Below are 24,695 nucleotides of genomic sequence, written 5' to 3' on the forward strand. Positions count from 1 at the left end.
CCGGGGCCCGCCGCCGTGAGCCGGGGCTGCGGCACGGGCGGTCAGGACGGTGCTGCAACAATGGGCCCGTGACCCGCGCTTCCCTGAACAAGCAGCCGCACGAAGTCGCCTCGATGTTCGACCACGTCGCGGAACGGTACGACCTGACGAACGCCGTGCTCTCGCTCGGCCAGGACCGGGCGTGGCGCAAGGCGGTCGCCAGAGCCGTCGACGCCCGCCCGGCGCAGAAGGTCCTGGACCTGGCGGCCGGCACGGCGACCTCCTCGCTGCCCTTCGCCCGCACCGGCGCCTACGTCGTCCCCTGCGACTTCTCCCAGGGCATGCTCCAGGTCGGCAAGGAACGGCACTCCTGGCTGCCGTTCACCGCGGGCGACGCGACGCGGCTGCCGTTCAAGGACGACGTCTTCGACGCCGTCACCATCTCCTTCGGGCTGCGCAACGTGCAGGACACGGACGCCGCGCTGCGCGAGATGTACCGGGTGACGCGGCCCGGCGGTCGGGTCGTCATCTGCGAGTTCTCGCACCCGACCTGGGCGCCGTTCCGCACCGTCTACACCGAGTACCTGATGCGCGCCCTGCCGCCGGTCGCCCGCGCGGTGTCGTCCAACCCCGACGCGTACGTCTACCTCGCCGAGTCCATCCGGGCCTGGCCCGACCAGCCGGCGCTCGCCGAGCGGCTGGGCAAGGCCGGCTGGTCCAAGGTGGCCTGGCGCAACCTGACGGGCGGCGTGGTGACGCTGCACCGCGGGTTCAAGGCGAGCTGAGCGCTGCACAGCAGGACGGCGATTCCCCCGGCTCCGCCAGCTCCCGGCGGAGCCCGCCCGGCGGCGGACACGGCACGCGCGGCTCGCGGATGCCCCCGCCGCCCTCGCCCTCCCCGAAGTCGAACCACACGTACACCGTCGACTCCCGGGGCACCTGTGCGCCGGGCGGCGGATACTGGCGCACGACGTGGTCGACGACGGCGACCCGGAGGTCGGGCCGGTCCGGCGCGTGCAGGGAAAGGCCCAGGACGTGGGCGTTCTCGTACGCGTCCACGGCCATCAGACCGACCAGGCGCGGCACGCGGACGTCGCCGTTCTCGGGATCCTCGGGCACCAGGCGCACGGACGTCACCCCCCAGCGGTACCCGGCAGAGTAGCGCCGCGGAGCACCCCCCGGAAGCGTTGGGTGGCTGACTGTGACAGTCGGTCACCCTGCGTCATGAACGGACCTCGCTACGGGTGCAGGGCGAGGCGGTAGCAGTGCCCCCGCTGCTCGGAGGACGGGATCGCGAAGACCTCGGCGAGCCGCATGCCGAGCCGCTGCGTGATCGCGATGGACCGGGCGTTGCGCGCGTTGACCATCGTGACCACCTCCGTCACACCGGCCGTCCGCACCCGCTGGAGGGTCTCCCGGGCCGCCGCGGTGACATACCCCTTGCCCCAGTGCGCCCGCCCCAGCCGCCAGCCGATCTCGATCTCGCCCTGGGGACCCCAGTCGCCCGGCCACGGCTGGGCGCCGGTGAACCCGATGACCCGGTCCGACTCGTCCACCACGGTCCACAGGCAGAATCCGTGCTCGGCGTCGTGGCGGCGCTGGCGGGCGGTCAGCTCCTCGTAGACGGACAGCTCCGCGGCCCTCCCGCCGTGGAACTCCATGACGTCCGGATCGTCGAAGATCCGGTGCCAGGCGACGGCGTCCTCGTCGGTGGGGACGCGCAACCGTACAACGGGGAGAGGTCGCTTCACGGGGCAGCCCTTCAGCCGGGTGATCGGTGACGCTGAATAGACTGCCCATGACCAGTGCCGGTCGGCACGCAGATTCCGAACTTGGGGAGATCCCGCCGTGACCGTCGAGACTGAGCCGCTCTCCGAGAACACCGCCGACGTGATCGTCGTGGGCGCGGGGCCGGCCGGCTCCACCACCGCGTACCACCTGGCCAAGTCGGGACTCGACGTCCTGCTGCTGGAGAAGACCGCCTTTCCCAGGGAGAAGGTCTGCGGCGACGGCCTGACCCCGCGCGCGGTCAAGCAGCTCGTCGCCATGGGCATCGACATCTCCGAGGAGGCCGGCTGGCTGCGCAACAAGGGCCTGCGCATCATCGGCGGCGGCTCCCGCCTCCAGCTGGACTGGCCGGACCTGGCCTCCTTCCCCGACTACGGACTCGTCCGCAAGCGCGACGACTTCGACGAGCAGCTCGCGCGGCAGGCGCAGAAGGCCGGCGTGCGCCTGTACGAGCGCTGCAACGTGGGTGCGCCGATCGTCGACGACCGCACCGGCCGCATCACCGGTGTGCACGCCAAGCTGGGCGAGGACAAGCGCGAGGTCACCTTCCACGCGCCGCTGGTCGTGGCCGCCGACGGCAACTCCACCCGGCTGTCCCTGGCGATGGGCCTGCACCGCCGCGAGGACCGGCCCATGGGCGTCGCCGTCCGCACGTACTTCACCTCGCCCCGCCACGACGACGACTACCTGGAGTCCTGGCTGGAGCTGTGGGACCGGCGGGGCCCGCAGGACCGCCTGCTGCCGGGCTACGGCTGGGTCTTCGGCATGGGCGACGGCACCTCGAACGTCGGCCTGGGCGTCCTGAACACCTCCGCCGCCTTCAAGGAGCTCGACTGGCGCGAGATCCTCAAGGCCTGGTGCGCGTCCATGCCCGAGGACTGGGGCTACACCCCGGACAACATGACCGGCCCGATCCGCGGCGCCGCCCTGCCCATGGCCTTCAACCGCCAGCCCCACTACACCAAGGGCCTGCTCCTCGTCGGCGACGCCGGCGGCCTGGTGAACCCCTTCAACGGCGAGGGCATCGCCTACGCCATGGAGTCCGGCCAGATCGCCGCCGACGTCGTCGTCCAGGCCCACGCGCGGGCCACGCCGGCCCAGCGCGAGATCGCCCTGCAGCGCTACCCGCGCGTCCTGAAGGACACCTACGGCGGCTACTACAACCTGGGCCGCGCCTTCGTGAAGCTCATCGGCAACCCGAAGGTCATGCAGATCGCGACCCAGCGCGGCCTCACCCACCCGATCCTGATGAAGTTCACCCTGAAGATGCTCGCCAACCTGACGGACCCGACGGGCGGCGACGCGATGGACCGCATCATCAACGGACTGAGCAAGGTCGCGCCGAAGGCCTGATCAGCGGCGCCTTCTCAGCGGCGCGTCGTGAGCGGCGCGTCGTGAGCGGTGCTTGATCAGCGGTGCTGCCTGATCGGCGTGCCTGATCGGCGTGTCCGATCAGGCGGGGAACGCAGCGGCGTTGGCGGCCCGGCGCGCGAGGACCTCCTCGCGCCGGGCGGCCGACTGCCGCAGCGCCGCCTTCCGCTCCCGGCCGGAGAGCCGGTCCAGGTAGACCTGCCCGTTCACGTGGTCGGTCTCGTGGGCCAGGCAGCGCGCGAAGTAGCCCGTGCCCTCGATGAGGAGCGGCGCACCCTCCCGGTCCAGGCCGCGCACCACGGCCCGGTCGGGCCGCGGTACGGCCATGACGGCGCCCGGCACCGACAGGCACCCCTCGCCCTCGTCGAGCAGCCGCCGCGCGGCCGGGGCGAGGGCCTCGACGACCGGATTGACGATGTGTCCGACATGTCGGACACCGTCGTCGTCCGGGCAGTCGTAGACGAACAGGCGCAGGTCCACGCCGACCTGATTGGCCGCCAGCCCGGCCCCCTCCGCGACGTACATCGTGCGGAACATGTCGTCGACGAGCGCGGCGAGGTCGGGCCCGAACTCCGTGACGTCACGGCACGGCCGGTGCAGCACCTCCTCGCCGACCTCGGTGACGCGGCGCACCGCTCCGCGCAGCGCCTCGGGCGCGTACGGGGGACAGGAGGCGGCGGGCCGCCCCTGGACGAAGACGCTCGGCATGACGTTCTCTCCTTCGGCTCGTGGACGGGCCGGTGGAGCACCGGCCCGTGCTTGAGCATGCCAGGAGCCCGCGAAGGGCCGCAGCCCCCGAGCGGCTGCGGCCCTTTCGCGTGGGTACGGGCGGGGGTGCGGCTTACAGCACCCGCACCGCGCCGCTCGGCGGGTCGTAGGAGAGCGGCTTCTCGACGACACCGGTGGAGGAGTTCTGCGCGCCGACGAACATGCCGCCGCCGACGTAGACGCCCACGTGGTACGCGCTGCCCGCGCCGCCCCAGTAGAGGATGTCGCCCGGCTGGAGGTTGTCCAGGCCGACCTGGGTGCCGGCCGTCGACTGGGCCTGCGAGACGCGCGGGAGGCTGATGCCGACCTGCTTGAAGGCGGCCTGCACGAGACCCGAGCAGTCGTAGGCGGAGGGGCCGGTCGCGCCGGAGACGTAGGCCTTGCCGACCTGGGCCTGGACGAAGGAGACGACGGCGGCGGCCGAACCGGTGGCCGTGGACGTGCTGGTGCTGGTGCTGCTGCCGGTGCCCGTGGAGGAACCGGTGTCCGCGGAGGCGCTCAGGGTGGCGCGCTCGGCGGTGCGCGAGGCGCGCTCGGCGGCCTCCTTGCGCGCGGCCTCCTCGGCCTTCTTCTTGGCTTCCGCGGCCTTCTTCTTGGCCTCGGCGAGGTCGGCCTTGGCCTCCTTGGCGGCCTTGGCGGCCGCCGCGTCACGCTCGGCCTGCAGCTGGTAGCTGGCGGCGGCCTGCTGCGTGACGTCCGCGGAGTGGGCGACCTGAGCGGCCAGATCGGCCGTCAGGGTGGGCAGTTCGAGGGTCTGCGTCACCGGTTCGGCCGCGTTGGCCGACCCCGACGCACCGGCCACTGCCAGGGTGCTGAGGACGCCACCGGCAACTCCGGCCCGCATCGCGATCGTCGACGCGCTGCGGCGGGGCTTCCGGTGGCTGCGTATGTGAGCGGTGTGGGACATAGGGACAACCGGTATCAGTAGCTCCTCCATACCTTCAAGAAACGTGGGCTGCGCCACAGTTGTTCAATCGAGCCGCCGAATCCCGGGCGTGTCGCTCTTTATTGACGCCGTAACGGACATTGCGGACGGGCCGTAATCGGCCTGTGATCACGGTCTTTGATCGTTACGCCCGAATTGCCCCGCGCTTACCACTTGTTGGAACGCTTGGCCAAGCCCGGTTCTCAGACGCCTCTCATGAATGTGGCGCAGGTCACGGAACGGTTACCCCGGCGCACGCGTCCGTCGCGTGCGCGGCGGCCCCTCCCGCCCCGGCGGCCGGTACGGCGGTCGTCCGACGGCGTCCACCGCCGCTCGTGAACGCGTGCACGTGTCCACACCGGCCCCCGGCCATCCCCCTCACGTGTGAATGGCTCCTCTATCAAGGGTGTGCGTCCAGCGCCAATTTGCATGCAAGGGAAGCCTCTTGATATTGAGACGCGCCCCACTCGGACCCTCTGGCCAGCGACGACGAGCGAAAATGTCACCTCTGGTGATCAGGTGAACGCTTCTTGTGTGAAGATCACTGCTCATCCGACTTCATGATCGTTCGTCAGGTGGTGGAGATCACAAAGCTTGTGCAATACCCCGTGTCGCAGATCACAGAGAGTCGGGCATAGGATGCGAGGCAGTTGGGCTTGTGACCTGCTTCACATGTTCGCGATCTTCGTCGGGACGGGCGGGGCTCGTGGGGCTGTTGGGGCGGGTGAGTCCAGTGCAACCGCCAGCAGTCAGTGCCGACTGAGAGGAGCGAGGAGCGGTGAACGCGTATGCGCCCATCCTCGTACTGGGAGCCCTCGGGGCAGGCTTTGCGATCTTCTCCGTGGTGATGGCCACGCTGATCGGTCCGAAGCGGTACAACCGGGCGAAGCTCGAGGCCTACGAGTGCGGCATCGAGCCGACCCCCACGCCGGCCGGCGGCGGGCGCTTCCCCATCAAGTACTACCTGACGGCGATGCTCTTCATCATCTTCGATATCGAGATCGTCTTCCTCTACCCCTGGGCCGTCACCTTCGACGCCCTGGGGATTTTCGGGCTCGTGGAGATGCTGCTCTTCGTGCTCACCGTCTTCGTCGCGTACGCGTACGTATGGCGGCGCGGCGGCCTGGAATGGGACTGAGGGGCCTTTGACATGGGACTCGAGGAAAAACTGCCGAGCGGCTTCCTGCTGACCACCGTCGAGCAGGCCGCGGGCTGGGTGCGCAAGTCGTCCGTCTTCCCGGCCACGTTCGGCCTCGCCTGCTGTGCCATCGAGATGATGACCACCGGCGCCGGCCGCTACGACCTGGCGCGCTTCGGCATGGAGGTCTTCCGCGGCTCGCCGCGGCAGGCGGACCTGATGATCGTCGCGGGCCGGGTCAGCCAGAAGATGGCGCCGGTGCTGCGGCAGGTCTACGACCAGATGCCGAACCCGAAGTGGGTCATCTCCATGGGGGTCTGCGCCTCCTCGGGCGGCATGTTCAACAACTACGCCATCGTCCAGGGCGTCGACCACATCGTCCCGGTCGACATCTACCTCCCCGGCTGCCCGCCGCGGCCCGAGATGCTGATGGACGCCATTCTCAAGCTCCACCAGAAGATCCAGGGCTCCAAGCTCGGTGTGAACGCCGAGGAGGCGGCCCGCGAGGCGGAGGAAGCGGCGCTCAAGGCCCTGCCCACGATCGAGATGAAGGGGCTGCTGCGGTGAGCGACGCGAACAACACCGCGGGTGACGCGAACGGTGTGAACCCGGAGAAGGACCTGTCCGCGGAGAACCTCCCCGGCCAGCGGGGTCAGGGCGGCGAGGAGATCCGCGTCCAGCGCGGCATGTTCGGCGCCAACAACGGCGGCGACACCTCCGGCTACGGCGGCCTGGTCCGCTCCGTCCGGCTCCCCGGACCGGCGAGCAGGCCCTACGGCGGCTGGTTCGACGAGGTCGCCGACGAACTCGAGGGCGCGTTGGAGGAGCAGGGGCTCCTGCCCGGCAACGCCATCGAGAAGACGGTCGTCGACCGGGGCGAGGTGACCTTCCACATCGAGCGCGAGCACCTGGTCCGGGTCGCCCGCACCCTGCGCGACGACCCCGCCCTGCGCTTCGAACTGTGCACCGGCGTCAGCGGCGTCCACTACCCGCACGACAAGGGCCGCGAACTGCACGCCGTCTACCACCTGCGCTCGATCACCCACAACCGGCTGATCCGGCTCGAAGTCAGCGCGCCCGACAGCGACCCGCACATCCCCTCGCTGTTCTCCGTCTACCCGACGAACGACTGGCACGAGCGCGAGACCTACGACTTCTTCGGCATCGTCTTCGACGGTCACCCGGCCCTGACGCGGATCATGATGCCGGACGACTGGCAGGGCTTTCCGCAGCGCAAGGACTACCCCCTCGGCGGCATCCCCGTCGAGTACAAGGGCGCCCAGATCCCGGCTCCGGACCAGCGGAGGTCGTACTCGTGAGCACTTCCCACGCCTCCCCCAGGGAGACGACCGAAGGCACCGTCTACACGGTCACCGGCGGCGACTGGGACGAGGTCGTCCAGTCCGCGGCCCGCGCCGACGACGAGCGCATCGTCGTCAACATGGGCCCCCAGCACCCGTCCACGCACGGTGTCCTCCGCCTCATCCTGGAGATCGACGGCGAGACGGTCACCGAGGCCCGCTGCGGCATCGGCTACCTGCACACCGGCATCGAGAAGAACCTCGAGTACCGGACCTGGACGCAGGGCACCACGTTCGTGACGCGCATGGACTACCTGACGCCCTTCTTCAACGAGGCGGCGTACTGCCTGGGCGTCGAGAAGCTCCTCGGCATCGAGGACCAGATCCCGGACCGGGCCACGATCATCCGGGTCCTGCTCATGGAGCTGAACCGGCTCTCCTCGCACCTGGTGGCCATCGCCACCGGCGGCATGGAGCTGGGCGCCACCACGATCATGATCTACGGCTTCCGCGATCGTGAACTGATTCTCGACATCTACGAGCTGATCACCGGCCTCAGGATGAACCACGCGTACATCCGCCCGGGCGGACTCGCCCAGGACCTGCCGCCGGGCGCGGTGGACCAGATCCGCGAGTTCGTGAAGAAGATGAACAAGAACCTCCCGGAGTACGACAAGCTCGCCACCGGGAACCCCATCTTCAAGGCCCGCATGCAGGACGTCGGCTACCTCGACCTGGCCGGCTGCATGGCGCTCGGTGCCACCGGCCCGGTCCTCAGGTCCACCGGCCTCCCGCACGACCTGCGCAAGACCCAGCCGTACTGCGGCTACGAGACGTACGACTTCGACGTCCCGACCGCCGACACCTGCGACTCCTACGGCCGCTTCCTGATCCGGCTGGAGGAGATGCGCCAGTCGCTCAGGATCGTCGAGCAGTGCCTGGACCGGCTCCAGCCGGGCCCGGTCATGGTCGCCGACAAGAAGATCGCCTGGCCCGCCCAGCTCGCCCTGGGCCCGGACGGCCTGGGCAACTCCCTCGACCACATCAAGAAGATCATGGGCACCTCCATGGAGGCCCTGATCCACCACTTCAAGCTGGTCACCGAGGGCTTCCGGGTGCCGCCGGGGCAGGCGTACACGGCGGTCGAGTCACCCAAGGGCGAGCTCGGGGTGCACGTCGTCTCCGACGGCGGCACCCGGCCCTTCCGGGTCCACTTCCGCGACCCGTCCTTCACCAACCTGCAGGCCATGGCGGCGATGTGCGAGGGCGGCCAGGTCGCCGACGTCATCGTCGCCGTGGCGTCCATCGACCCCGTGATGGGAGGCGTCGACCGGTGACCACCTCTTCTTCGGAGCGGGGCGTCAGCCTGGGCATGCCGGAACTGCCCGCGCCCGCCTACCCGGACGACGTCCGGGCCCGGCTGGAGACCGACGCGCGCGAGATCATCGCCCGCTACCCGGACTCCCGGTCCGCCCTCCTGCCGCTGCTGCACCTCGTGCAGTCGCAGGAGGGACACGTCACGCGCACCGGAATGCAGTTCTGCGCGGACATGCTGGACCTCACCACCGCCGAGGTCACCGCGGTCGCCACCTTCTACACCATGTACCGGCGCAGGCCGAGCGGCGACTACCAGGTCGGCGTGTGCACCAACACGCTGTGCGCGGTCATGGGCGGCGACGCCATCTTCGAGTCCCTCCAGGACCACCTCGGCGTCGGCAACGGCGAGACCACCGAGGACGGCAAGGTCACCCTGGAGCACATCGAGTGCAACGCGGCCTGCGACTTCGCACCCGTCGTGATGGTCAACTGGGAGTTCTTCGACAACCAGACCCCGGCGAGCGTCAAGGCCCTCGTCGACGACCTGCGCGCGGGACGGCCGGTGACGCCCACGCGCGGTGCGCCGCTGTGCACCTTCAAGGAGACCGCCCGGATCCTGGCGGGCTTCCCCGACGAGCGGGACGGCGCCGTCGCGGCCGGCGGCAGCGCGGGTCCCGCCTCCCTGGCCGGCCTGAAGCTGGCGAAGGGCGAGGCGCCCGCCGCGCGCGTGGTGCACCCGCGGGACGGCGGGCCGCACGACGCGCCGCAGGACCGGGCCGTGCACGACCCGTCCCCGACGGAACACCTGAGCTCGCACGACGCGCCGCAGGACACATCGGCATCCGACCCTTCCAACCCGGCAGGGCCTACCGCCGAGGAGGGGGAGTGATGACCGTGGCAGCCGAGATCAGGGGCAGCAGCCCGGAGAAGCTGCTCGCACCCGTGCTGTCGGCCTTCTGGGACGAGGACGAGTCGTGGACTCTCGACGTCTACCGGAGGCACGAGGGGTACGAGGGGCTCCGCAAGGCGCTGGCGATGGCGCCGGACGACCTGATCGCGTACGTCAAGGAGTCCGGTCTGCGTGGACGCGGCGGTGCCGGGTTCCCGACGGGGATGAAGTGGCAGTTCATTCCTCAGGGGGACGGCAAGCCTCACTATCTAGTTGTCAACGCCGACGAGTCGGAGCCGGGGACCTGCAAGGACATCCCGCTCCTCTTCGCGAACCCGCACAGCCTCATCGAGGGCATCGTCATCGCGTGTTACGCCATCAGGTCTTCGCATGCCTTCATCTATCTGCGTGGTGAAGTCGTCCCAGTGCTGCGGCGGTTGCACGAGGCCGTGCGCGAGGCCTACGCGGCCGGCTTCCTCGGCGAGAACATCCTGGGCAGCGGACTCGATCTCACCCTCACCGTGCACGCGGGCGCGGGCGCGTACATCTGCGGTGAGGAGACCGCACTGCTCGACTCGCTCGAAGGCCGCCGGGGTCAACCGCGGCTCCGTCCCCCCTTCCCTGCTGTGGCCGGCCTCTATGCCTGCCCGACTGTGGTGAATAACGTCGAATCGATCGCGTCAGTTCCCGCGATCCTGAACAAGGGCAAGGACTGGTTCAGGTCGATGGGCAGCGAGAAGTCCCCGGGCTTCACGCTCTACTCGCTCAGCGGCCACGTCGCGGGCCCCGGCCAGTACGAGGCCCCGCTCGGCATCACGCTGCGCCAGCTCCTCGACATGAGCGGCGGCATGCGCCCCGGCCACCGCCTCAAGTTCTGGACACCCGGCGGTTCCTCGACCCCGATGTTCACCGACGAGCACCTCGACGTCCCCCTCGACTACGAAGGAGTGGGCGCCGCCGGTTCCATGCTCGGCACCAAGGCGCTCCAGTGCTTCGACGAGACGACCTGCGTCGTGCGCGCCGTCACCCGCTGGACCGAGTTCTACGCCCACGAGTCCTGCGGCAAGTGCACACCCTGCCGCGAAGGCACGTACTGGCTCGTCCAGTTGCTGCGCGACATCGAGGCCGGCAAGGGACAGATGTCCGACCTCGACAAGCTGAACGACATCGCCGACAACATCAACGGCAAGTCCTTCTGCGCCCTCGGCGACGGTGCCGCCTCGCCGATCTTCTCCTCGCTCAAGTACTTCCGCGAGGAGTACGAGGAGCACATCACGGGCCGCGGCTGCCCCTTCGACCCGGCCAAGTCCACGGCCTGGGCCGACCGCACGGAGGTGAAGGCATGACAGTGACCACCAATGCTCCCTCGGGAGGGGGAGAGGCGGCGGTCCCGCCGGAGGACCTCGTATCGCTGACGATCGACGGCGCCGAGATCAGTGTGCCCAAGGGCACCCTGGTCATCCGGGCCGCCGAGCAGCTCGGCATCGAGATCCCCCGGTTCTGCGACCACCCCCTCCTCGACCCGGCCGGCGCCTGCCGCCAGTGCATCGTCGAGGTGGAGGGCCAGCGCAAACCCATGGCGTCCTGCACCATCACCTGCACCGACGGGATGGTGGTGAAGACGCAGCTCACCTCGCCCGTCGCCGAGAAGGCCCAGCACGGTGTGATGGAGCTGCTGCTCATCAACCACCCGCTGGACTGCCCGGTCTGCGACAAGGGCGGCGAGTGCCCCCTGCAGAACCAGGCCATGTCGCACGGCCAGGCCGACTCCCGCTTCGAGGGCAAGAAGCGGACCTACGAGAAGCCCGTGCCGATCTCCACGCAGGTCCTGCTCGACCGCGAGCGTTGCGTGCTGTGCGCCCGCTGCACCCGGTTCTCCAACCAGGTCGCGGGCGACCCGATGATCGAGCTGATCGAGCGGGGCGCGCTCCAGCAGGTCGGCACGGGTGAGGGCGACCCCTTCGAGTCGTACTTCTCCGGGAACACCATCCAGATCTGCCCGGTCGGGGCGCTCACCTCGGCGGCCTACCGGTTCCGCTCCCGGCCCTTCGACCTGATCTCCTCGCCGTCGGTGTGCGAGCACTGCTCCGGCGGCTGCGCGACCCGCACCGATCACCGGCGCGGCAAGGTCATGCGGCGCCTGGCGGCCAACGAGCCCGAGGTCAACGAGGAGTGGATCTGCGACAAGGGCCGCTTCGGCTTCCGTTACGCCCAGCAGCGGGACCGGCTCACCACCCCCCTGGTGCGCAACGCGGAGGGGGAGCTGGAGCCGGCCTCCTGGCCGGAGGCGCTGCAGATCGCCGCACAGGGACTGCTCGCCTCCAGGGGCCGCACCGGCGTGCTGACCGGCGGGCGGCTCACCGTCGAGGACGCCTACGCGTACAGCAAGTTCGCGCGCGTGGCGCTCGACACCAACGACATCGACTTCCGCGCGCGCGTGCACAGCGCCGAGGAGGCCGACTTCCTGGCCGCCCACGTCGCCGGACGGGGCCGCGACCTTGGGGTCACCTCCCGGACGGAGTCTGGGGGAGGCACCGGCGTCACGTACACGTCGCTGGAGAAGGCGCCCGCGGTCCTGCTGGTCGGCTTCGAGGCCGAGGAGGAGGCGCCCGGCGTCTTCCTCAGGCTGCGCAAGGCATGGCGGAGGCACGGGCAGAAGGTCTTCTCGCTGGCCACGCACGCCACGCGGGGCCTGGAGAAGGCGGGCGGCACCCTGCTCCCCGCCGCTCCCGGCACCGAGACCGAGTGGCTGGACGCCCTCGCGAGCGGCGTCGGCCTGGAGGAGGGCGGCGCCCAGGCGGCCGAGGCCCTGCGCGCCGAGGGCGCCGTGATCGTCGTCGGTGAACGGCTGGCGTCCGTGGCCGGAGGCCTCACCTCCGCCGTACGGACCTCGGCGGCGACCGGCGCCCGGCTGGTGTGGATCCCGCGCCGGGCCGGTGAGCGCGGCGCCATCGAGGCGGGCGCGCTGCCCTCGCTGCTGCCCGGCGGCCGTCCGGCGACCGACCCGCGCGCGCGTGAGGAGGTCGCCGCCCTGTGGGGCCTGGCCGACCTTCCGCACCGCTACGGCCGCGACACCGGCGAGATCGTCGAGGCAGCGGCCCGGGGCGAACTCCAGGCGCTGCTCGTGGCGGGCGTGGAGGTCGCCGACCTGCCCGACCCCACGCGCGCGCGTGCGGCACTCGACGAGGCCGGGTTCGTGGTGTCGCTGGAGCTGCGGCCCAGTGAGGTCACCGAACGCGCCGACGTGGTCCTGCCCGTCGCCGCGGTCGCCGAGAAGCCGGGCACCTTCCTCAACTGGGAGGGCAGGGTGCGCTTCTTCGAGGCCGCGCTCAAGCCCGACCAGATGACCCGCCGGCTCGCCCCCACCGACGCCCGCGTCCTTCAGATGCTGGCCGACGCCATGGACGTACACCTGGGACTGCCCGATCTGCGCACCACGCGCGCGGAGATCGACCGGCTCGGCGCCTGGGACGGGCCGCGAGGCGGGGAGCCGCTCCAGACCGCGGGCGCGCTGCCGCGGCCGGCCGCCGGAGAGGCCGTGCTGGCCGGGCACCGGCTGCTGCTCGACCAAGGGCTGCTGCAGCAGGGCGACGAGGCCCTGGCCGGCACCCGGCACGCCGCACGCGCGCGCGTGTCGGCCGCCACGGCCGCCGAGGCGGGCGTCAAGGACGGCGAGCTCCTCGCCGTCACCGGACCGGCCGGAGCCGTCGCCTTCCCGCTCCAGGTCACCGACATGCCCGACCGGGTGGTCTGGCTCCCGCTGAACTCGGCCGGCACCGGCGTCGCCTCCGACGCCGGGGTACTGCCCGGAACCCTCGTCCGCATCGGTCCGGCGACGCCCGCGGGCGTCGCCCCCAAGGAGGTGGAGGCATGAGCCCGTACCTCGCCGCTGAAGACCTCTCGATGTTCGGCACCGACCCCTGGTGGCTGGTCGTCGTCAAGGCGGTGTTCTGCTTCGCCTTCCTGATGGTGACCGTGCTGTTCTCCATCGTGTGGGAGCGCAAGGTCGTCGCCTGGATGCAGCTGCGCATCGGCCCGAACCGGCACGGCCCCTGGGGCATGCTCCAGTCGCTCGCCGACGGCATCAAGCTGATGCTCAAGGAAGACGTCGTCGTCAAGCGCGCCGACAAGGCGGTCTACATCCTCGCGCCGATCGTGGCGGCCATCCCGGCCTTCATGGCGATCGCGGTGATCCCCTTCGGACCGGCGGGCAACGAGGTCTCGATCTTCGGCCACCGCACCGCCATGCAGCTCACCGACCTGCCGATCGCGATGCTGTTCATCCTGGCGGTCGCCTCGGTCGGCATCTACGGCATCGTGCTCGCCGGCTGGAGCTCCGGGTCGACGTACCCGCTGCTCGGCGGACTGCGCTCCTGCGCGCAGATGATCTCCTACGAGATCGCGATGGGCGCCGCGTTCGCCTCGGTGTTCCTCTACTCCGGTTCGATGTCGACCTCGGAGATCGTCGCCCAGCAGGACGACCGCTGGTACATCGTGCTGCTGCCGGTCTCCTTCATCCTCTACATCGTCACGATGGTCGGCGAGACCAACCGCGCCCCCTTCGACATGCCCGAGTCCGAGGGCGACCTGGTGGGCGGCTTCAACACCGAGTACTCGTCGATCAAGTTCGCGATGTTCATGCTCGCGGAGTACGTGAACATGGTGACGGTCTCGGCGGTCGCCACCACGCTGTTCCTCGGCGGCTGGCGGGCCCCCTGGCCGATCAGCACCTTCTGGGAGGGCGCCAACCACGGCTGGTGGCCGCTGCTCTGGTTCGTGGTCAAGGTCCAGCTGCTGCTGTTCTTCTTCATCTGGCTGCGCGGCACCCTGCCCCGGGTCCGCTACGACCAGTTGATGAAGCTCGGCTGGAAGGTCCTCATCCCGGTCTCGCTGGTCTGGCTGATGCTGGTCGCGACCGTGCGGGCTCTCAGGAACGAGAACTACGGCTTCAGCGACATCGCCCTCTACATCGGCGGCGGCGTCCTGGTCCTGCTGCTGTTGTCCTTCCTCGTCGACATGTACCGCGACAAGGGCGGCAAGGCCGCCGAACAGCCCGCCGAGGCGGAGGCCGCCTTCGACCCGATGGCCGGCGGATTCCCCGTCCCGCCGATGCCCGGACAGCAGGTGCCGCCGGTGCCCAGGCGCCGTCCCCGCCGGGAGCGGGAGCTGATTGTCAGTGGTGGGCCCGATACTCACAGTGACGGACCTGCGGTCGGACCTACGGATGGAAAGGAGGCGTCCGATGGCTGAGGAACACAAGGAGCACAGGGAAGACCCGGAACAGGTGGATCCCAAGGGGACCGAACCCGGTTTCATGAACCCGGTGGCCGGCTTCGGCGTGACCTTCAAGGCCATGTTCAAGAAGCGGCTGACCGAGCAGTACCCGGAGCAGAAGAAGACCACCGCTCCGCGCTTCCACGGACGGCACCAGCTCAACCGCCATCCGGACGGCCTGGAGAAGTGCGTCGGCTGCGAGTTGTGCGCCTGGGCCTGTCCCGCCGATGCCATCTACGTGGAGGGCGCGGACAACACCGACGAGGAGCGCTACTCGCCGGGCGAGCGGTACGGCCGCGTCTACCAGATCAACTACGCCCGCTGCATCCTGTGCGGCCTGTGCATCGAGGCCTGCCCCACGCGCGCGCTGACGATGACCAACGAGTTCGAGCTGGCCGACTCCAGCCGCGCCAACCTCATCTTCACCAAGGAGCAGCTGCTCGCCGGTCTGGAGGAGGGCATGGTCGACTCGCCGCACGCCATCTACCCCGGCACCGACGAGCAGGACTACTACCGGGGCCTGGTAACCGAGGCCGCGCCGGGCACGGTGCAGCAGGTCGCCCACTCCAAGGGGGAGGTCGTCCAGGAGGGCGACTCGACCTTCGGCGGGACGGAGCCGGCGTCGGAGGAGGTGATCCGCCGATGAACACGCAGCTCGCCGCGTACTCGACCTCCACCGGAGAGGCCGTCCAGTTCTGGATCCTCGGCACGGTCGCGGTGATCGGCGCCCTGTGCACCGTCTTCATGAAGAAGGCCGTGCACAGCGCGCTGTGCCTCGCCGGGACCATGATCGTCCTGGCGGTGTTCTACCTCGCCAACGGCGCCTACTTCCTCGGCATCGTGCAGATCGTCGTCTACACCGGCGCCATCATGATGCTGTTCCTGTTCGTGGTGATGCTCGTCGGCGTCACCGCGGCGGACTCGCTGAAGGAGACCATCGAGGGGCAGCGCCGGCTGGCCCTGGTGTCCGGGCTCGGCTTCGGCATCCTGCTGATCGCCGGCATCGGCAACGCCTCCGTCACCGAGTTCACCGGCCTCGCCCAGGCCAACGCGAACGGCAACGTGGAGGGCATCGCGTCCCTCATCTTCACCAAGTACGTCTTCGCCTTCGAGATCACCGGCGCCCTGCTCATCACGGCCGCCGTCGGCGCCATGGTGCTCACCCACCGCGAGCGCACCGAGCGCGCCCGGACCCAGCGCGAGCTGTCCGAGCAGCGCGTGCGCGACGGCAAGTACCTGCCGCCGCTACCGGCCCCCGGCGTGTACGCCCGGCACAACGCGGTGGACATCGCGGGTCTGCTGCCCGACGGCACCCCCTCCGAGCTGACCGTCAGCAAGACGCTGCGCGAGCGGGGCCAGATCCGCGACGTGTCGATGGAGGCGCTGGGCGACCTGAAGGCGCTGGAGCAGCGGGCCGAGGAGCGGCTGGAACGCAAGGCCGTCGGCCCGGCGGGCTCCGGGCGGTCCGAGGAGGCGTCGAAGTGAATCCCGTCAACTACCTCTACCTCGCGGCCCTGTTGTTCACGATCGGCGCCACCGGCGTGCTGATCCGGCGCAACGCGATCGTGGTCTTCATGTGCGTCGAGCTGATGCTCAACGCCTGCAACCTCGCGTTCGTCGCCTTCTCCCGCCTGCACGGCAACCTCGACGGCCAGATCATCGCCTTCTTCACGATGGTCGTCGCCGCCGCGGAGGTCGTGGTCGGGCTCGCGATCATCGTGTCCCTGTTCCGTTCCCGCCACTCGGCCTCGGTCGACGACGCCAGCCTGATGAAGCTGTGAGGGGCTGCTGAAACGTGGAGAACCTGATTGCGCTGCTGGTGGCGGCGCCCCTGCTCGGAGCGGTCGTCCTGCTGTGCGGCGGACGCAGGCTGGACCGCGTCGGCCACTGGATCGGCACCCTGCTGGCCGCCGTGTCCTTCGTGATCGGCGTGGTCCTCTTCGCCGACCTGCTCGGCAACGGCGCCGAGGAGCGCACCCTGACGCAGCACCTGTACAGCTGGATCCCGGTGGAGGGATTCCAGGCCGACGTCGCCTTCCGGCTCGACCAGCTGTCGATGACGTTCGTCCTGCTGATCACCGGTGTCGGCTCGCTCATCCACCTGTACTCCGTCGCGTACATGGAGCACGACGAGCGCCGCCGCCGCTTCTTCGGCTATCTGAACCTGTTCCTCGCGGCGATGCTGATCCTCGTCCTCGCCGACAACTACCTGCTGCTGTACGTCGGCTGGGAGGGCGTCGGTCTCGCCTCCTACCTGCTCATCGGCTTCTGGCAGCACAAGCCCAGCGCCGCCACCGCCGCGAAGAAGGCCTTCCTGGTCAACCGCGTCGGCGACATGGGCCTGTCCATCGGCATCATGCTGATGTTCCTGTGGTTCGGCACCTTCGCCTTCGGGCCGGTGCTCGGCGGCCACGGGGAGGCCGGACTCGCGGCCGGGGCGGACGAGGGCAAGCTCACCGCGATCGCCCTGATGCTGCTGCTCGCCGCCTGCGGCAAGTCCGCGCAGGTGCCGCTGCAGTCCTGGCTCGGGGACGCGATGGAGGGCCCGACCCCGGTCTCGGCCCTCATCCACGCCGCGACCATGGTGACGGCGGGCGTGTACCTGATCGTCCGCTCCGGCGCCATTTTCAACGGCGCGCCCGACGCGCAACTGGTGGTCACCGTCGTGGGCGCGGTCACGCTGCTCTTCGGTGCGATCGTCGGTTGTGCCAAGGACGACATCAAGAAGGCGCTGGCCGGTTCGACCATGTCGCAGATCGGCTACATGGTGCTGGCCGCGGGCCTCGGCCCCATCGGCTACGTCTTCGCGATCATGCACCTGGTGACGCACGGCTTCTTCAAGGCCGGGCTGTTCCTCGGCGCCGGCTCCGTCATGCACGGCATGAACGACGAGGTCGACATGCGCCGCTACGGGGGACTGCGCACGTACATGCCGGTCACCTTCGTCACCTTCGGCCTCGGCTACCTCGCCATCATCGGCTTCCCGGGCCTGTCCGGCTTCTTCTCCAAGGACAAGATCATCGAGGCGGCGTTCGCCAAGGGCGGCACCGAGGGCTGGATCCTCGGCGCCTGCGCCCTGCTGGGCGCGGCCATCACCGCGTACTACATGACGCGCGTGATGCTGATGACGTTCTTCGGCGAGGAGCGCTGGCGCAACGCCCCGACGCCGTCGCCGGCCCAGCCCGACGTGGAGCCCGCCGCCGAGACACGTGGCGCGTACGAGCCGCCGCACCCGCACGAGTCGCCGGGGCTCATGACGATCCCGATGATCGTGCTGGCCGTCGGATCGGTCGCGGGCGGTGCCTTCTTCAGCATCGGCGACCGCTTCCTGCACTGGCTGGAGCCCATCACCGGGCACAGCCACGGCGACTCGCCGATCAGCGCCGGGGCGGTCACCGGGGCGACGGTGGCCTGCATGGTCATCGGCGTCGCCCTCGCCTGGGCGCAGTACGGTCGCCGTCCGGTCCCGGCCGTCGCCCCGCGCGGCTCGCTGCTCACCCGGGCGGCGCGCCGTGACCTGCTCCAGGACGACTTCAACCACGTCGTCCTCGTCCGCGGCGGCGAGCACCTCACGCGCTCCCTGGTTTACGTCGATCACACCCTGGTCGACGGAGTCGTCAACGGCACGGCGGCCTCGGTCGGCGGCCTGTCCGGGCGGATGCGCAAGCTGCAGAACGGCTTCGCGCGCTCGTACGCGGTCTCGATGTTCGGCGGTGCGGCGCTCCTCGTCGCCGCGACCCTGCTGATGAGGGCGGTCTGATACCGATGTCCTTTCCCCTGCTGACAGTCACGGCGGCCCTCCCGGCCGTCGGGGCGATCGCCACGGCAGCCGTGCCGGCCGCGCGACGCACCGCGGCCAAGTGGCTGGCGCTGCTCGTCTCGCTGGCCACGCTGGCGCTGGCGATCACGGTGCTGATCCGCTTCGACCCCGACGGCGACCGCTACCAGCTCACCGAGTCCCACTCCTGGATCGCGGACTTCGGCGTCCGGTACGAACTGGGCGTGGACGGAATCGCGGTGGCGCTGATCGCGCTGACCGCCCTGCTGATCCCGTTCATCATCCTGGCGGGGTGGCACGACGCCGACCCGCTGGAGACCGGCAGCAGCCGGTGGCGGCCGACGCAGGGCTTCTTCGCCCTGATCCTGGCCGTCGAGGCGATGGTGATCATCTCGTTCGAGGCCACCGACGTCTTCCTCTTCTACATCTTCTTCGAAGCCATGCTGATCCCGCTGTACTTCCTGATCGGCGGCTTCGGCGACCGGGCCCACGAGCACGGTGAGAAGACGGCGGCGACCCAGCGGTCGTACGCCGCCGTGAAGTTCCTGCTCTACAACCTGGCCGGCGGACTGATCATGCTGGCCGCGGTGATCGGCCTCTACGTGGTCGCCGGGAACTTCTCGCTCACGGAGATCGCCGAGGCGCGGGCCAACGGCTCGCTGGACATGGCGACCGACACCGAGCGCTGGCTGTTCCTCGGCTTCTTCTTCGCCTTCGCGGTGAAGGCCCCGCTGTTCCCGCTGCACACCTGGCTGCCTAACGCCATGGGGGAGTCGACCGCGCCGGTCGCCGTGCTCATCACGGCGGTCGTCGACAAGGTCGGCACCTTCGCGATGCTCCGCTTCTGCCTCCAGCTCTTCCCGGAGGCCAGCAAGTGGGCGACGCCGGTCATCCTGGTCCTGGCGGTCATCAGCATCATCTACGGCGCGTTGCTCGCGGTCGGCCAGCGCGACATCAAGCGGCTGATCGCCTACGCGTCGATCTCGCACTTCGGCTTCATCATCATGGGCATCTTCGCGATGACCAGCCAGGGCCAGTCCGGCGCCACGCTGTACATGGTCAACCACGGCATCTCGACCGCGGTGCTGATGCTGATCGCCGGGTTCCTGATCTCGCGGCGGGGCTCGCGGCTCATCGCCGACTTCGGCGGCGTGCAGAAGGTCGCCCCGATCCTGGCCGGCACCTTCCTGATCGGCGGCCTGGCGACCCTGTCGCTGCCGGGGCTGGCTCCCTTCGTCAGTGAGTTCCTGGTCCTGGTCGGCACGTTCACCCGCTATCCGGTGATCGGCATCATCGCCACCCTCGGCATCGTCCTCGCCGCGCTCTACACGCTCGTCCTCTACCAGCGGACGATGACGGGCCCGGTGAAGGCCGAGGTGAACGGGATGCCCGACCTGCGGGTGCGCGAGCTGGTGGTGGTGGCACCGCTGGTGGCGCTGCTGATCTTCCTGGGCGTCTTCCCGAAGCCCGTGACGGACATCGTCAACCCGGCGGTGGAGCAGACCCTGTCCGACGTACACCAAACGGACCCTCAGCCTGAGGTGGAGGCGGCCAAGTGAGCGCAACAGCCGTCCACAGCCTGTGGACAACGGCGACGACGGCGGCCGACCCGATCGCCAAGATCGACGCGCCGAAGATCGAGTACGGGCAGCTGTCGCCCGTCCTCATCGTCATCGGTGCGGCGATCATCGGTATCCTGGTCGAGGCCTTCGTGCCGCGCAGGTCCCGTTACCACGCCCAGATGTTCGTGTCCGCCGTCGCCCTGGTCGCGGCGTTCGCCGCGGTCGTCGCGCTCGCCGCGCGCGGGTACGGCACGACCAAGGCCGGCATCACGGCGATGGGTGCCGTCGCCGTCGACGGACCGGCCCTTTTCCTGCAGGGCACCATTCTGCTGACGAGCCTGGTCGGCCTGTTCACCTTCGCCGAGCGGCGTCTCGACCCGGAGGCGCACGGCAACCGCGTCGACTCCTTCGCCGCGCAGGCGGCCGCCGTACCGGGCAGCGAGAGCGAGCAGAAGGCGGTCAAGGCGGGCTTCACCACCACCGAGGTGTTCCCGCTCCTGCTCTTCGCCGTCGTCGGCATGCTGGTCTTCCCGGCGGCCAACGACCTGCTGACGCTCTTCGTCGCCCTGGAGGTCTTCTCCCTCCCGCTGTACCTGCTGTGCGCGCTGGCCCGCCGCAAGCGGCTCATGTCGCAGGAGGCGGCGGTCAAGTACTTCCTGCTCGGCGCCTTCGCCTCCGCGTTCACCCTGTTCGGCATCGCCCTGCTCTACGGCTACGCGGGGTCCATGTCCTACGGCACGATCGCCCAGGTCGTCGACGGCACCGTCCAGAACGTCACCCCGGCGCTCGCCGACACCATGGGCAACGACGCGCTGCTGCTCGTCGGCTCCGCGCTGATCGTCATGGGCCTGCTGTTCAAGGTGGGCGCCGTGCCGTTCCACATGTGGACGCCGGACGTGTACCAGGGTGCGCCGACGCCCGTGACCGGCTTCATGGCGGCGGCGACCAAGGTGGCGGCCTTCGGCGCCCTGCTCCGCATCCTCTACGTCGTCCTGCCCGGCCTGCGCTGGGACTGGCGGCCGGTGATGTGGGGCGTGGCGATCGTCACGATGCTGGCCGGCGCGATCGTCGCGATCACGCAGACCGACATCAAGCGGCTGCTGGCGTACTCGTCGATCGCGCACGCGGGCTTCATCCTCGCCGGTGTCATCGCGACCACGCCGGAGGGCATCTCGTCCGTCCTCTTCTACCTGGCCGCGTACTCCTTCGTCACGATCGGCGCCTTCGCGGTCGTCACGCTGGTGCGCGACGCGGGCGGCGAGGCGACGCACCTGTCGAAGTGGGCCGGGCTGGGCCGCAGGTCGCCGCTGGTGGCGGCCGTCTTCGCGGTGTTCCTACTGGCCTTCGCCGGCATCCCGCTGACCTCCGGGTTCTCGGGGAAGTTCGCCGTGTTCAAGGCGGCGGCCGAGGGGGGCGCGGCCCCGCTGGTCGTGGTCGGTGTGATCTCGTCGGCGATCGCGGCGTTCTTCTACATCCGGGTGATCGTGCTCATGTTCTTCAGCGAGCCGCGCCCGGAGGGCCCGACCGTCGCCGTGCCGTCCCCGCTGACGATGACGGCGATCGGTGTCGGCGTGGCCGTCACCGTGGTGCTCGGCGTGGCGCCGCAGTACTTCCTGGACCTGGCAGGTCAGGCGGGGGTGTTCGTGCGCTGACGCCGCGCGTGCGGCTGCACGGCTGTGGTCCGGCCCTCTTCTCAGGGGTGCCGGACCACAGCCGTCTGTGTCGGGGCTACTCGCCGCCGCGGCGCGCTTTGATGGCGGTCAGATCCAGGTCCGTCGGGAAGGGCGCGCTCACCTTCATGCGTTCGCGGAAGATGCCGACGCTGGTGTAGGCACGGGTGGTGGGCTCCAGCTCGAAGGCGTGGACGACGGCGAGGCCCTTCTCGTTCTCCACCCGCCAGTAGTGGGCGATGCCCGCCCGGGCGTACTTCAGGGGCTTGGTCTCGCGGTCGCGGGAGACGGACTCCGCGGAGACGACTTCGATGGCCAGGGTGACGGCCTCGGCGGGGTAGCGGGTCTGCTCCGGGTCGTCCACCACGTCGCCCCGCACGACGATCACGTCCGGCTCGGGCCGGTTCTGACGGTCGATGTCGATGGTGAACTCGCGGATGACCTCGAACTCTGCCGGCGCGAGGGACTGGAGCTGCCATTCGAAGAAGCTCACAGCGCGTGAGTGGAAAAGAGTCTGCGGACTCACGAAGACGAGGCTCCCGTCGATCAGCTCCGTGTGCGGAGGCAGGTTCGGAAGCCGGTCAAGGTCGTCTGCGGTCCAGCCGCCCTCCGGCGGGGTCGGCCAGGCGGGCGTGGACGCCTTCGGTGCGACGCTCATCAGTGCTCCCATGGGACGGAGTCTCGCGGGTGCAATCAGACTATCCGCCGGAAACGGGCGGGTCTCCCGCGAACGTGTGAACGATCGTCGTGTCCTTGACGCGGGCCGCGTCGGACAGCCTGTGGATAACTTCGGGGCTGTCGGCGCGGACCCCTATCGTGGAGGCAGTGGTCGGGGCAGGACGGACCAGACAGACCAGACGGGCGAGGCAGTACGTACGGGGGACCAGACGATGGGCGGGACGGGCGTGATCGGCGAGATGGCAGAGACAACGGCGCAGGTGAGGGACCGGGACAGCGAGGCGCTGGCCACCCTGCACCGGGTCTTCGGGTACGACGCCTTCCGCGGCGAGCAGGAGGCGGTCGTCGAGCACGTGATCGCCGGTGGCGACGCGGTCGTGCTCATGCCGACCGGTGGCGGAAAGTCACTGTGCTACCAGATTCCCTCCCTGGTCAGGCCCGGCACCGGCATAGTGGTCTCGCCGCTGATCGCGCTGATGCAGGACCAGGTCGACGCGCTGCGGGCGCTCGGCGTGCGGGCCGGGTTCATGAACTCCACGCAGGACTTCGACGAGCGGCGTGTGGTGGAGGCCGAGTTCCTCGCCGGCGAGCTGGACCTGCTCTACCTGGCGCCCGAGCGGCTGCGCCTGGCCAGCACCCTTCACCTCCTCTCCCGCGGCAAGATCTCCCTCTTCGCCATCGACGAGGCGCACTGCGTCTCCCAGTGGGGCCACGACTTCCGGCCCGACTACCTCTCCCTGTCGCTGCTGGGCGAGCGCTGGCCGGACGTGCCCCGCCTCGCCCTCACGGCGACGGCCACCGACGCCACCCATCGCGAGATCACCGAGCGGCTGGGCATGCCGGCGGCGCGGCACTTCGTCGCCAGCTTCGACCGGCCCAACATCCAGTACCGCATCGTGCCGAAGTCCGACCCCAAGAAGCAGCTCCTGAGCTTCCTGCGCGAGGAGCACCCCGGGGACGCGGGCATCGTGTACTGCCTCTCGCGCAACTCGGTGGAGAAGACCGCCGAGTTCCTGTCGCGCAACGGCGTCGAGGCGGTGCCCTATCACGCGGGCCTGGACGCGGGCACCCGCGCGGCGCATCAGTCGAGGTTCCTGCGCGAGGAGGGCCTGGTGGTCGTGGCGACCATCGCCTTCGGCATGGGCATCGACAAGCCGGACGTGCGGTTCGTCGCCCACCTGGACCTGCCCAAGTCGGTCGAGGGCTACTACCAGGAGACCGGCCGCGCGGGTCGGGACGGCCTGCCCTCCACGGCTTGGATGGCCTACGGCCTGAACGACGTCATACAGCAGCGCAAGCTGATCCAGCTGGGCGAGGGCGACGAGGCGTTCCGCCGCCGGGCCCAGTCCCACCTGGACTCCATGCTCGCCCTGTGCGAGACCGCCCGGTGCCGCCGCGGCCAGCTCCTCGCCTACTTCGGCCAGGACCCGGACCGGGCCGGCTGCGGCAACTGCGACACCTGCCTGACTCCGCCCGTGACCTGGGACGGCACGGTGGCGGCGCAGAAGGTGCTGTCGACGGTGGTGCGGCTGAAGCGGGAGCGCGGGCAGAAGTTCGGCGCCGGACAGATCATCGACATCCTGCTGGGCAAGCGCACGGCCAAGGTGATCCAGTTCGACCACGATCAGCTCTCCGTGTTCGGCATCGGCGAGGAGCTGACCGAGGGCGAGTGGCGGGGCGTCGCCCGGCAGCTGCTGGCCCAGGGCCTGCTCGCGGTCGAGGGGGAGTACGGCACGCTGGTGCTGACCGAGACCAGCGGCGAGGTCCTGCGGCGGGAGCGGGAGGTGCCGCTGCGCAAGGAGCCCAAGAAGCCCGCCGCGGCCAAGTCGACCGGCGGACGCGGTGAGCGCAAGGCGAAGGCCGCCGCGGCCGAGCTGCCCGCGGAGCTGGTTCCCGCCTTCGAGGCGCTGCGCGCCTGGCGTGCGGAACAGGCCCGTGAGCAGGGCGTCCCGGCATACGTCATCTTCCACGACGCGACCCTCCGGGAGATCGCCACCGTCTGGCCCACCTCGGTGGCGCAGCTCGGGGGCATCAGCGGGGTCGGTGAGAAGAAGCTGGCGACGTACGGGGAAGGCGTGGTCGAGGTGCTGGCCGGGATGGAGGGGCCGGGCTCCGCCCCGGTGGCCGCGCCCGCACCGGCACCGTCGGCCGGCCAGGGCACCGGTCCCGGTTCGCATTCCGGTTCGAACTCCGGCGCGGAGGACTGGCCCGAGCACGAGCCGGAGCCCGAGCCCGAGCCCGACGACTGGATATAGGC

22 protein-coding genes are annotated in these 24,695 nt (G+C 70.0%); 17 read left to right on the plus strand and 5 right to left on the minus strand.

Annotated features, from left to right (window positions below; genetic code table 11):
• The first annotated feature begins 68 nt into the window (after positions 1-68).
• Positions 69-764, plus strand: a complete 696-nt coding sequence (locus tag IE94_RS0100700) for a demethylmenaquinone methyltransferase (RefSeq protein ID WP_030145363.1) — start codon at positions 69-71, stop codon at positions 762-764.
• Here the strand turns inward: IE94_RS0100700 and IE94_RS0100705 are convergent.
• Together IE94_RS0100705 and IE94_RS0100710 are read right to left on the minus strand one after the other, a co-directional pair.
• Positions 751-1,107, minus strand: a complete 357-nt coding sequence (locus IE94_RS0100705) for a PASTA domain-containing protein (protein WP_030145364.1) — start codon at positions 1,105-1,107, stop codon at positions 751-753. The two genes, IE94_RS0100700 and IE94_RS0100705, sit on opposite strands and share 14 nt — an antisense overlap.
• Before the next feature lie 110 nt (positions 1,108-1,217).
• Complete coding sequence (locus IE94_RS0100710) at positions 1,218-1,730, minus strand: GNAT family N-acetyltransferase (protein ID WP_030145365.1); 513 nt, start codon at positions 1,728-1,730, stop codon at positions 1,218-1,220.
• Between the two features lie 97 nt (positions 1,731-1,827).
• Between IE94_RS0100710 and IE94_RS0100715 the strand changes: the two genes are divergently transcribed.
• Positions 1,828-3,120 (plus strand): geranylgeranyl reductase family protein, encoded by a 1,293-nt coding sequence (locus tag IE94_RS0100715; RefSeq protein WP_030145366.1) that lies wholly within the window; start codon positions 1,828-1,830, stop codon positions 3,118-3,120.
• A gap of 99 nt (positions 3,121-3,219) precedes the next feature.
• Here the strand turns inward: IE94_RS0100715 and def are convergent, their stop codons facing one another.
• Both def and IE94_RS0100725 read right to left on the minus strand, forming a co-directional pair.
• Positions 3,220-3,846 (minus strand): peptide deformylase, encoded by a 627-nt coding sequence (gene def, locus IE94_RS0100720; RefSeq protein WP_030145367.1) that lies wholly within the window; start codon positions 3,844-3,846, stop codon positions 3,220-3,222.
• Positions 3,847-3,979: 133 nt separating this feature from the next.
• Positions 3,980-4,813 (minus strand): C40 family peptidase, encoded by an 834-nt coding sequence (locus IE94_RS0100725; RefSeq protein WP_030145368.1) that lies wholly within the window; start codon positions 4,811-4,813, stop codon positions 3,980-3,982.
• A 796-nt stretch (positions 4,814-5,609) separates the two neighbouring features.
• Here IE94_RS0100725 and IE94_RS0100730 point away from each other — a divergent pair.
• The 14 genes from IE94_RS0100730 to nuoN are packed head-to-tail and all read left to right on the plus strand — an operon-like array spanning position 5,610 to position 21,742.
• Entirely contained in the window at positions 5,610-5,969 is a 360-nt protein-coding gene (locus IE94_RS0100730) for an NADH-quinone oxidoreductase subunit A (protein WP_003974383.1), read from the plus strand.
• 12 nt (positions 5,970-5,981) lie between these two features.
• Positions 5,982-6,536: a NuoB/complex I 20 kDa subunit family protein gene (locus IE94_RS0100735; protein ID WP_005313804.1), complete on the plus strand. Its 555-nt coding sequence runs from the start codon at positions 5,982-5,984 to the stop codon at positions 6,534-6,536.
• The gene (locus tag IE94_RS0100740) at positions 6,533-7,288 is read left to right on the plus strand and encodes an NADH-quinone oxidoreductase subunit C (RefSeq protein WP_030145369.1); all 756 of its coding nucleotides are present in this window, start codon (positions 6,533-6,535) and stop codon (positions 7,286-7,288) included. The genes IE94_RS0100735 and IE94_RS0100740 overlap by 4 nt, the downstream gene beginning before the upstream one ends.
• Positions 7,285-8,607, plus strand: a complete 1,323-nt coding sequence (locus tag IE94_RS0100745; protein ID WP_030145370.1) for an NADH-quinone oxidoreductase subunit D — start codon at positions 7,285-7,287, stop codon at positions 8,605-8,607. Before IE94_RS0100740 ends, IE94_RS0100745 begins: the two co-directional genes overlap by 4 nt.
• Complete coding sequence (gene nuoE / locus IE94_RS0100750; protein WP_030145371.1) at positions 8,604-9,476, plus strand: NADH-quinone oxidoreductase subunit NuoE; 873 nt, start codon at positions 8,604-8,606, stop codon at positions 9,474-9,476. Before IE94_RS0100745 ends, nuoE begins: the two co-directional genes overlap by 4 nt.
• Positions 9,473-10,822, plus strand: coding sequence for an NADH-quinone oxidoreductase subunit NuoF (gene nuoF / locus IE94_RS0100755; RefSeq protein ID WP_171987339.1), 1,350 nt, complete (start codon positions 9,473-9,475; stop codon positions 10,820-10,822). The genes nuoE and nuoF overlap by 4 nt, the downstream gene beginning before the upstream one ends.
• A complete protein-coding gene (locus IE94_RS0100760) occupies positions 10,819-13,350 on the plus strand; it encodes an NADH-quinone oxidoreductase subunit G (protein ID WP_030145373.1) in 2,532 nt (843 codons plus the stop codon). The genes nuoF and IE94_RS0100760 overlap by 4 nt, the downstream gene beginning before the upstream one ends.
• Positions 13,347-14,726: an NADH-quinone oxidoreductase subunit NuoH gene (gene nuoH / locus IE94_RS0100765; RefSeq protein WP_030145374.1), complete on the plus strand. Its 1,380-nt coding sequence runs from the start codon at positions 13,347-13,349 to the stop codon at positions 14,724-14,726. Before IE94_RS0100760 ends, nuoH begins: the two co-directional genes overlap by 4 nt.
• On the plus strand, positions 14,719-15,396 hold the full coding sequence (nuoI, locus tag IE94_RS0100770) for an NADH-quinone oxidoreductase subunit NuoI (protein WP_051777147.1): 678 nt from the start codon (positions 14,719-14,721) through the stop codon (positions 15,394-15,396). The genes nuoH and nuoI overlap by 8 nt, the downstream gene beginning before the upstream one ends.
• The gene (locus IE94_RS0100775) at positions 15,393-16,235 is read left to right on the plus strand and encodes an NADH-quinone oxidoreductase subunit J (protein WP_030145376.1); all 843 of its coding nucleotides are present in this window, start codon (positions 15,393-15,395) and stop codon (positions 16,233-16,235) included. The genes nuoI and IE94_RS0100775 overlap by 4 nt, the downstream gene beginning before the upstream one ends.
• The gene (nuoK, locus tag IE94_RS0100780; protein WP_006133113.1) at positions 16,232-16,531 is read left to right on the plus strand and encodes an NADH-quinone oxidoreductase subunit NuoK; all 300 of its coding nucleotides are present in this window, start codon (positions 16,232-16,234) and stop codon (positions 16,529-16,531) included. Before IE94_RS0100775 ends, nuoK begins: the two co-directional genes overlap by 4 nt.
• A gap of 14 nt (positions 16,532-16,545) precedes the next feature.
• Positions 16,546-18,510: an NADH-quinone oxidoreductase subunit L gene (gene nuoL / locus IE94_RS0100785; RefSeq protein WP_030145377.1), complete on the plus strand. Its 1,965-nt coding sequence runs from the start codon at positions 16,546-16,548 to the stop codon at positions 18,508-18,510.
• A gap of 5 nt (positions 18,511-18,515) precedes the next feature.
• Complete coding sequence (locus IE94_RS0100790; protein ID WP_030145378.1) at positions 18,516-20,087, plus strand: NADH-quinone oxidoreductase subunit M; 1,572 nt, start codon at positions 18,516-18,518, stop codon at positions 20,085-20,087.
• Positions 20,084-21,742, plus strand: a complete 1,659-nt coding sequence (gene nuoN, locus IE94_RS0100795; RefSeq protein ID WP_030145379.1) for an NADH-quinone oxidoreductase subunit NuoN — start codon at positions 20,084-20,086, stop codon at positions 21,740-21,742. Before IE94_RS0100790 ends, nuoN begins: the two co-directional genes overlap by 4 nt.
• 76 nt (positions 21,743-21,818) lie before the next feature.
• Here the strand turns inward: nuoN and IE94_RS0100800 are convergent, their stop codons facing one another.
• Positions 21,819-22,418 (minus strand): Uma2 family endonuclease, encoded by a 600-nt coding sequence (locus tag IE94_RS0100800; protein ID WP_030145380.1) that lies wholly within the window; start codon positions 22,416-22,418, stop codon positions 21,819-21,821.
• A gap of 232 nt (positions 22,419-22,650) precedes the next feature.
• Between IE94_RS0100800 and recQ the strand changes: the two genes are divergently transcribed.
• Complete coding sequence (gene recQ / locus IE94_RS0100805; protein ID WP_030145381.1) at positions 22,651-24,693, plus strand: DNA helicase RecQ; 2,043 nt, start codon at positions 22,651-22,653, stop codon at positions 24,691-24,693.
• Positions 24,694-24,695 lie beyond the last annotated feature (2 nt).

This window comes from Streptomyces violaceorubidus (genome assembly GCF_000717995.1).
Lineage (GTDB): Bacteria > Actinomycetota > Actinomycetes > Streptomycetales > Streptomycetaceae > Streptomyces > Streptomyces violaceorubidus.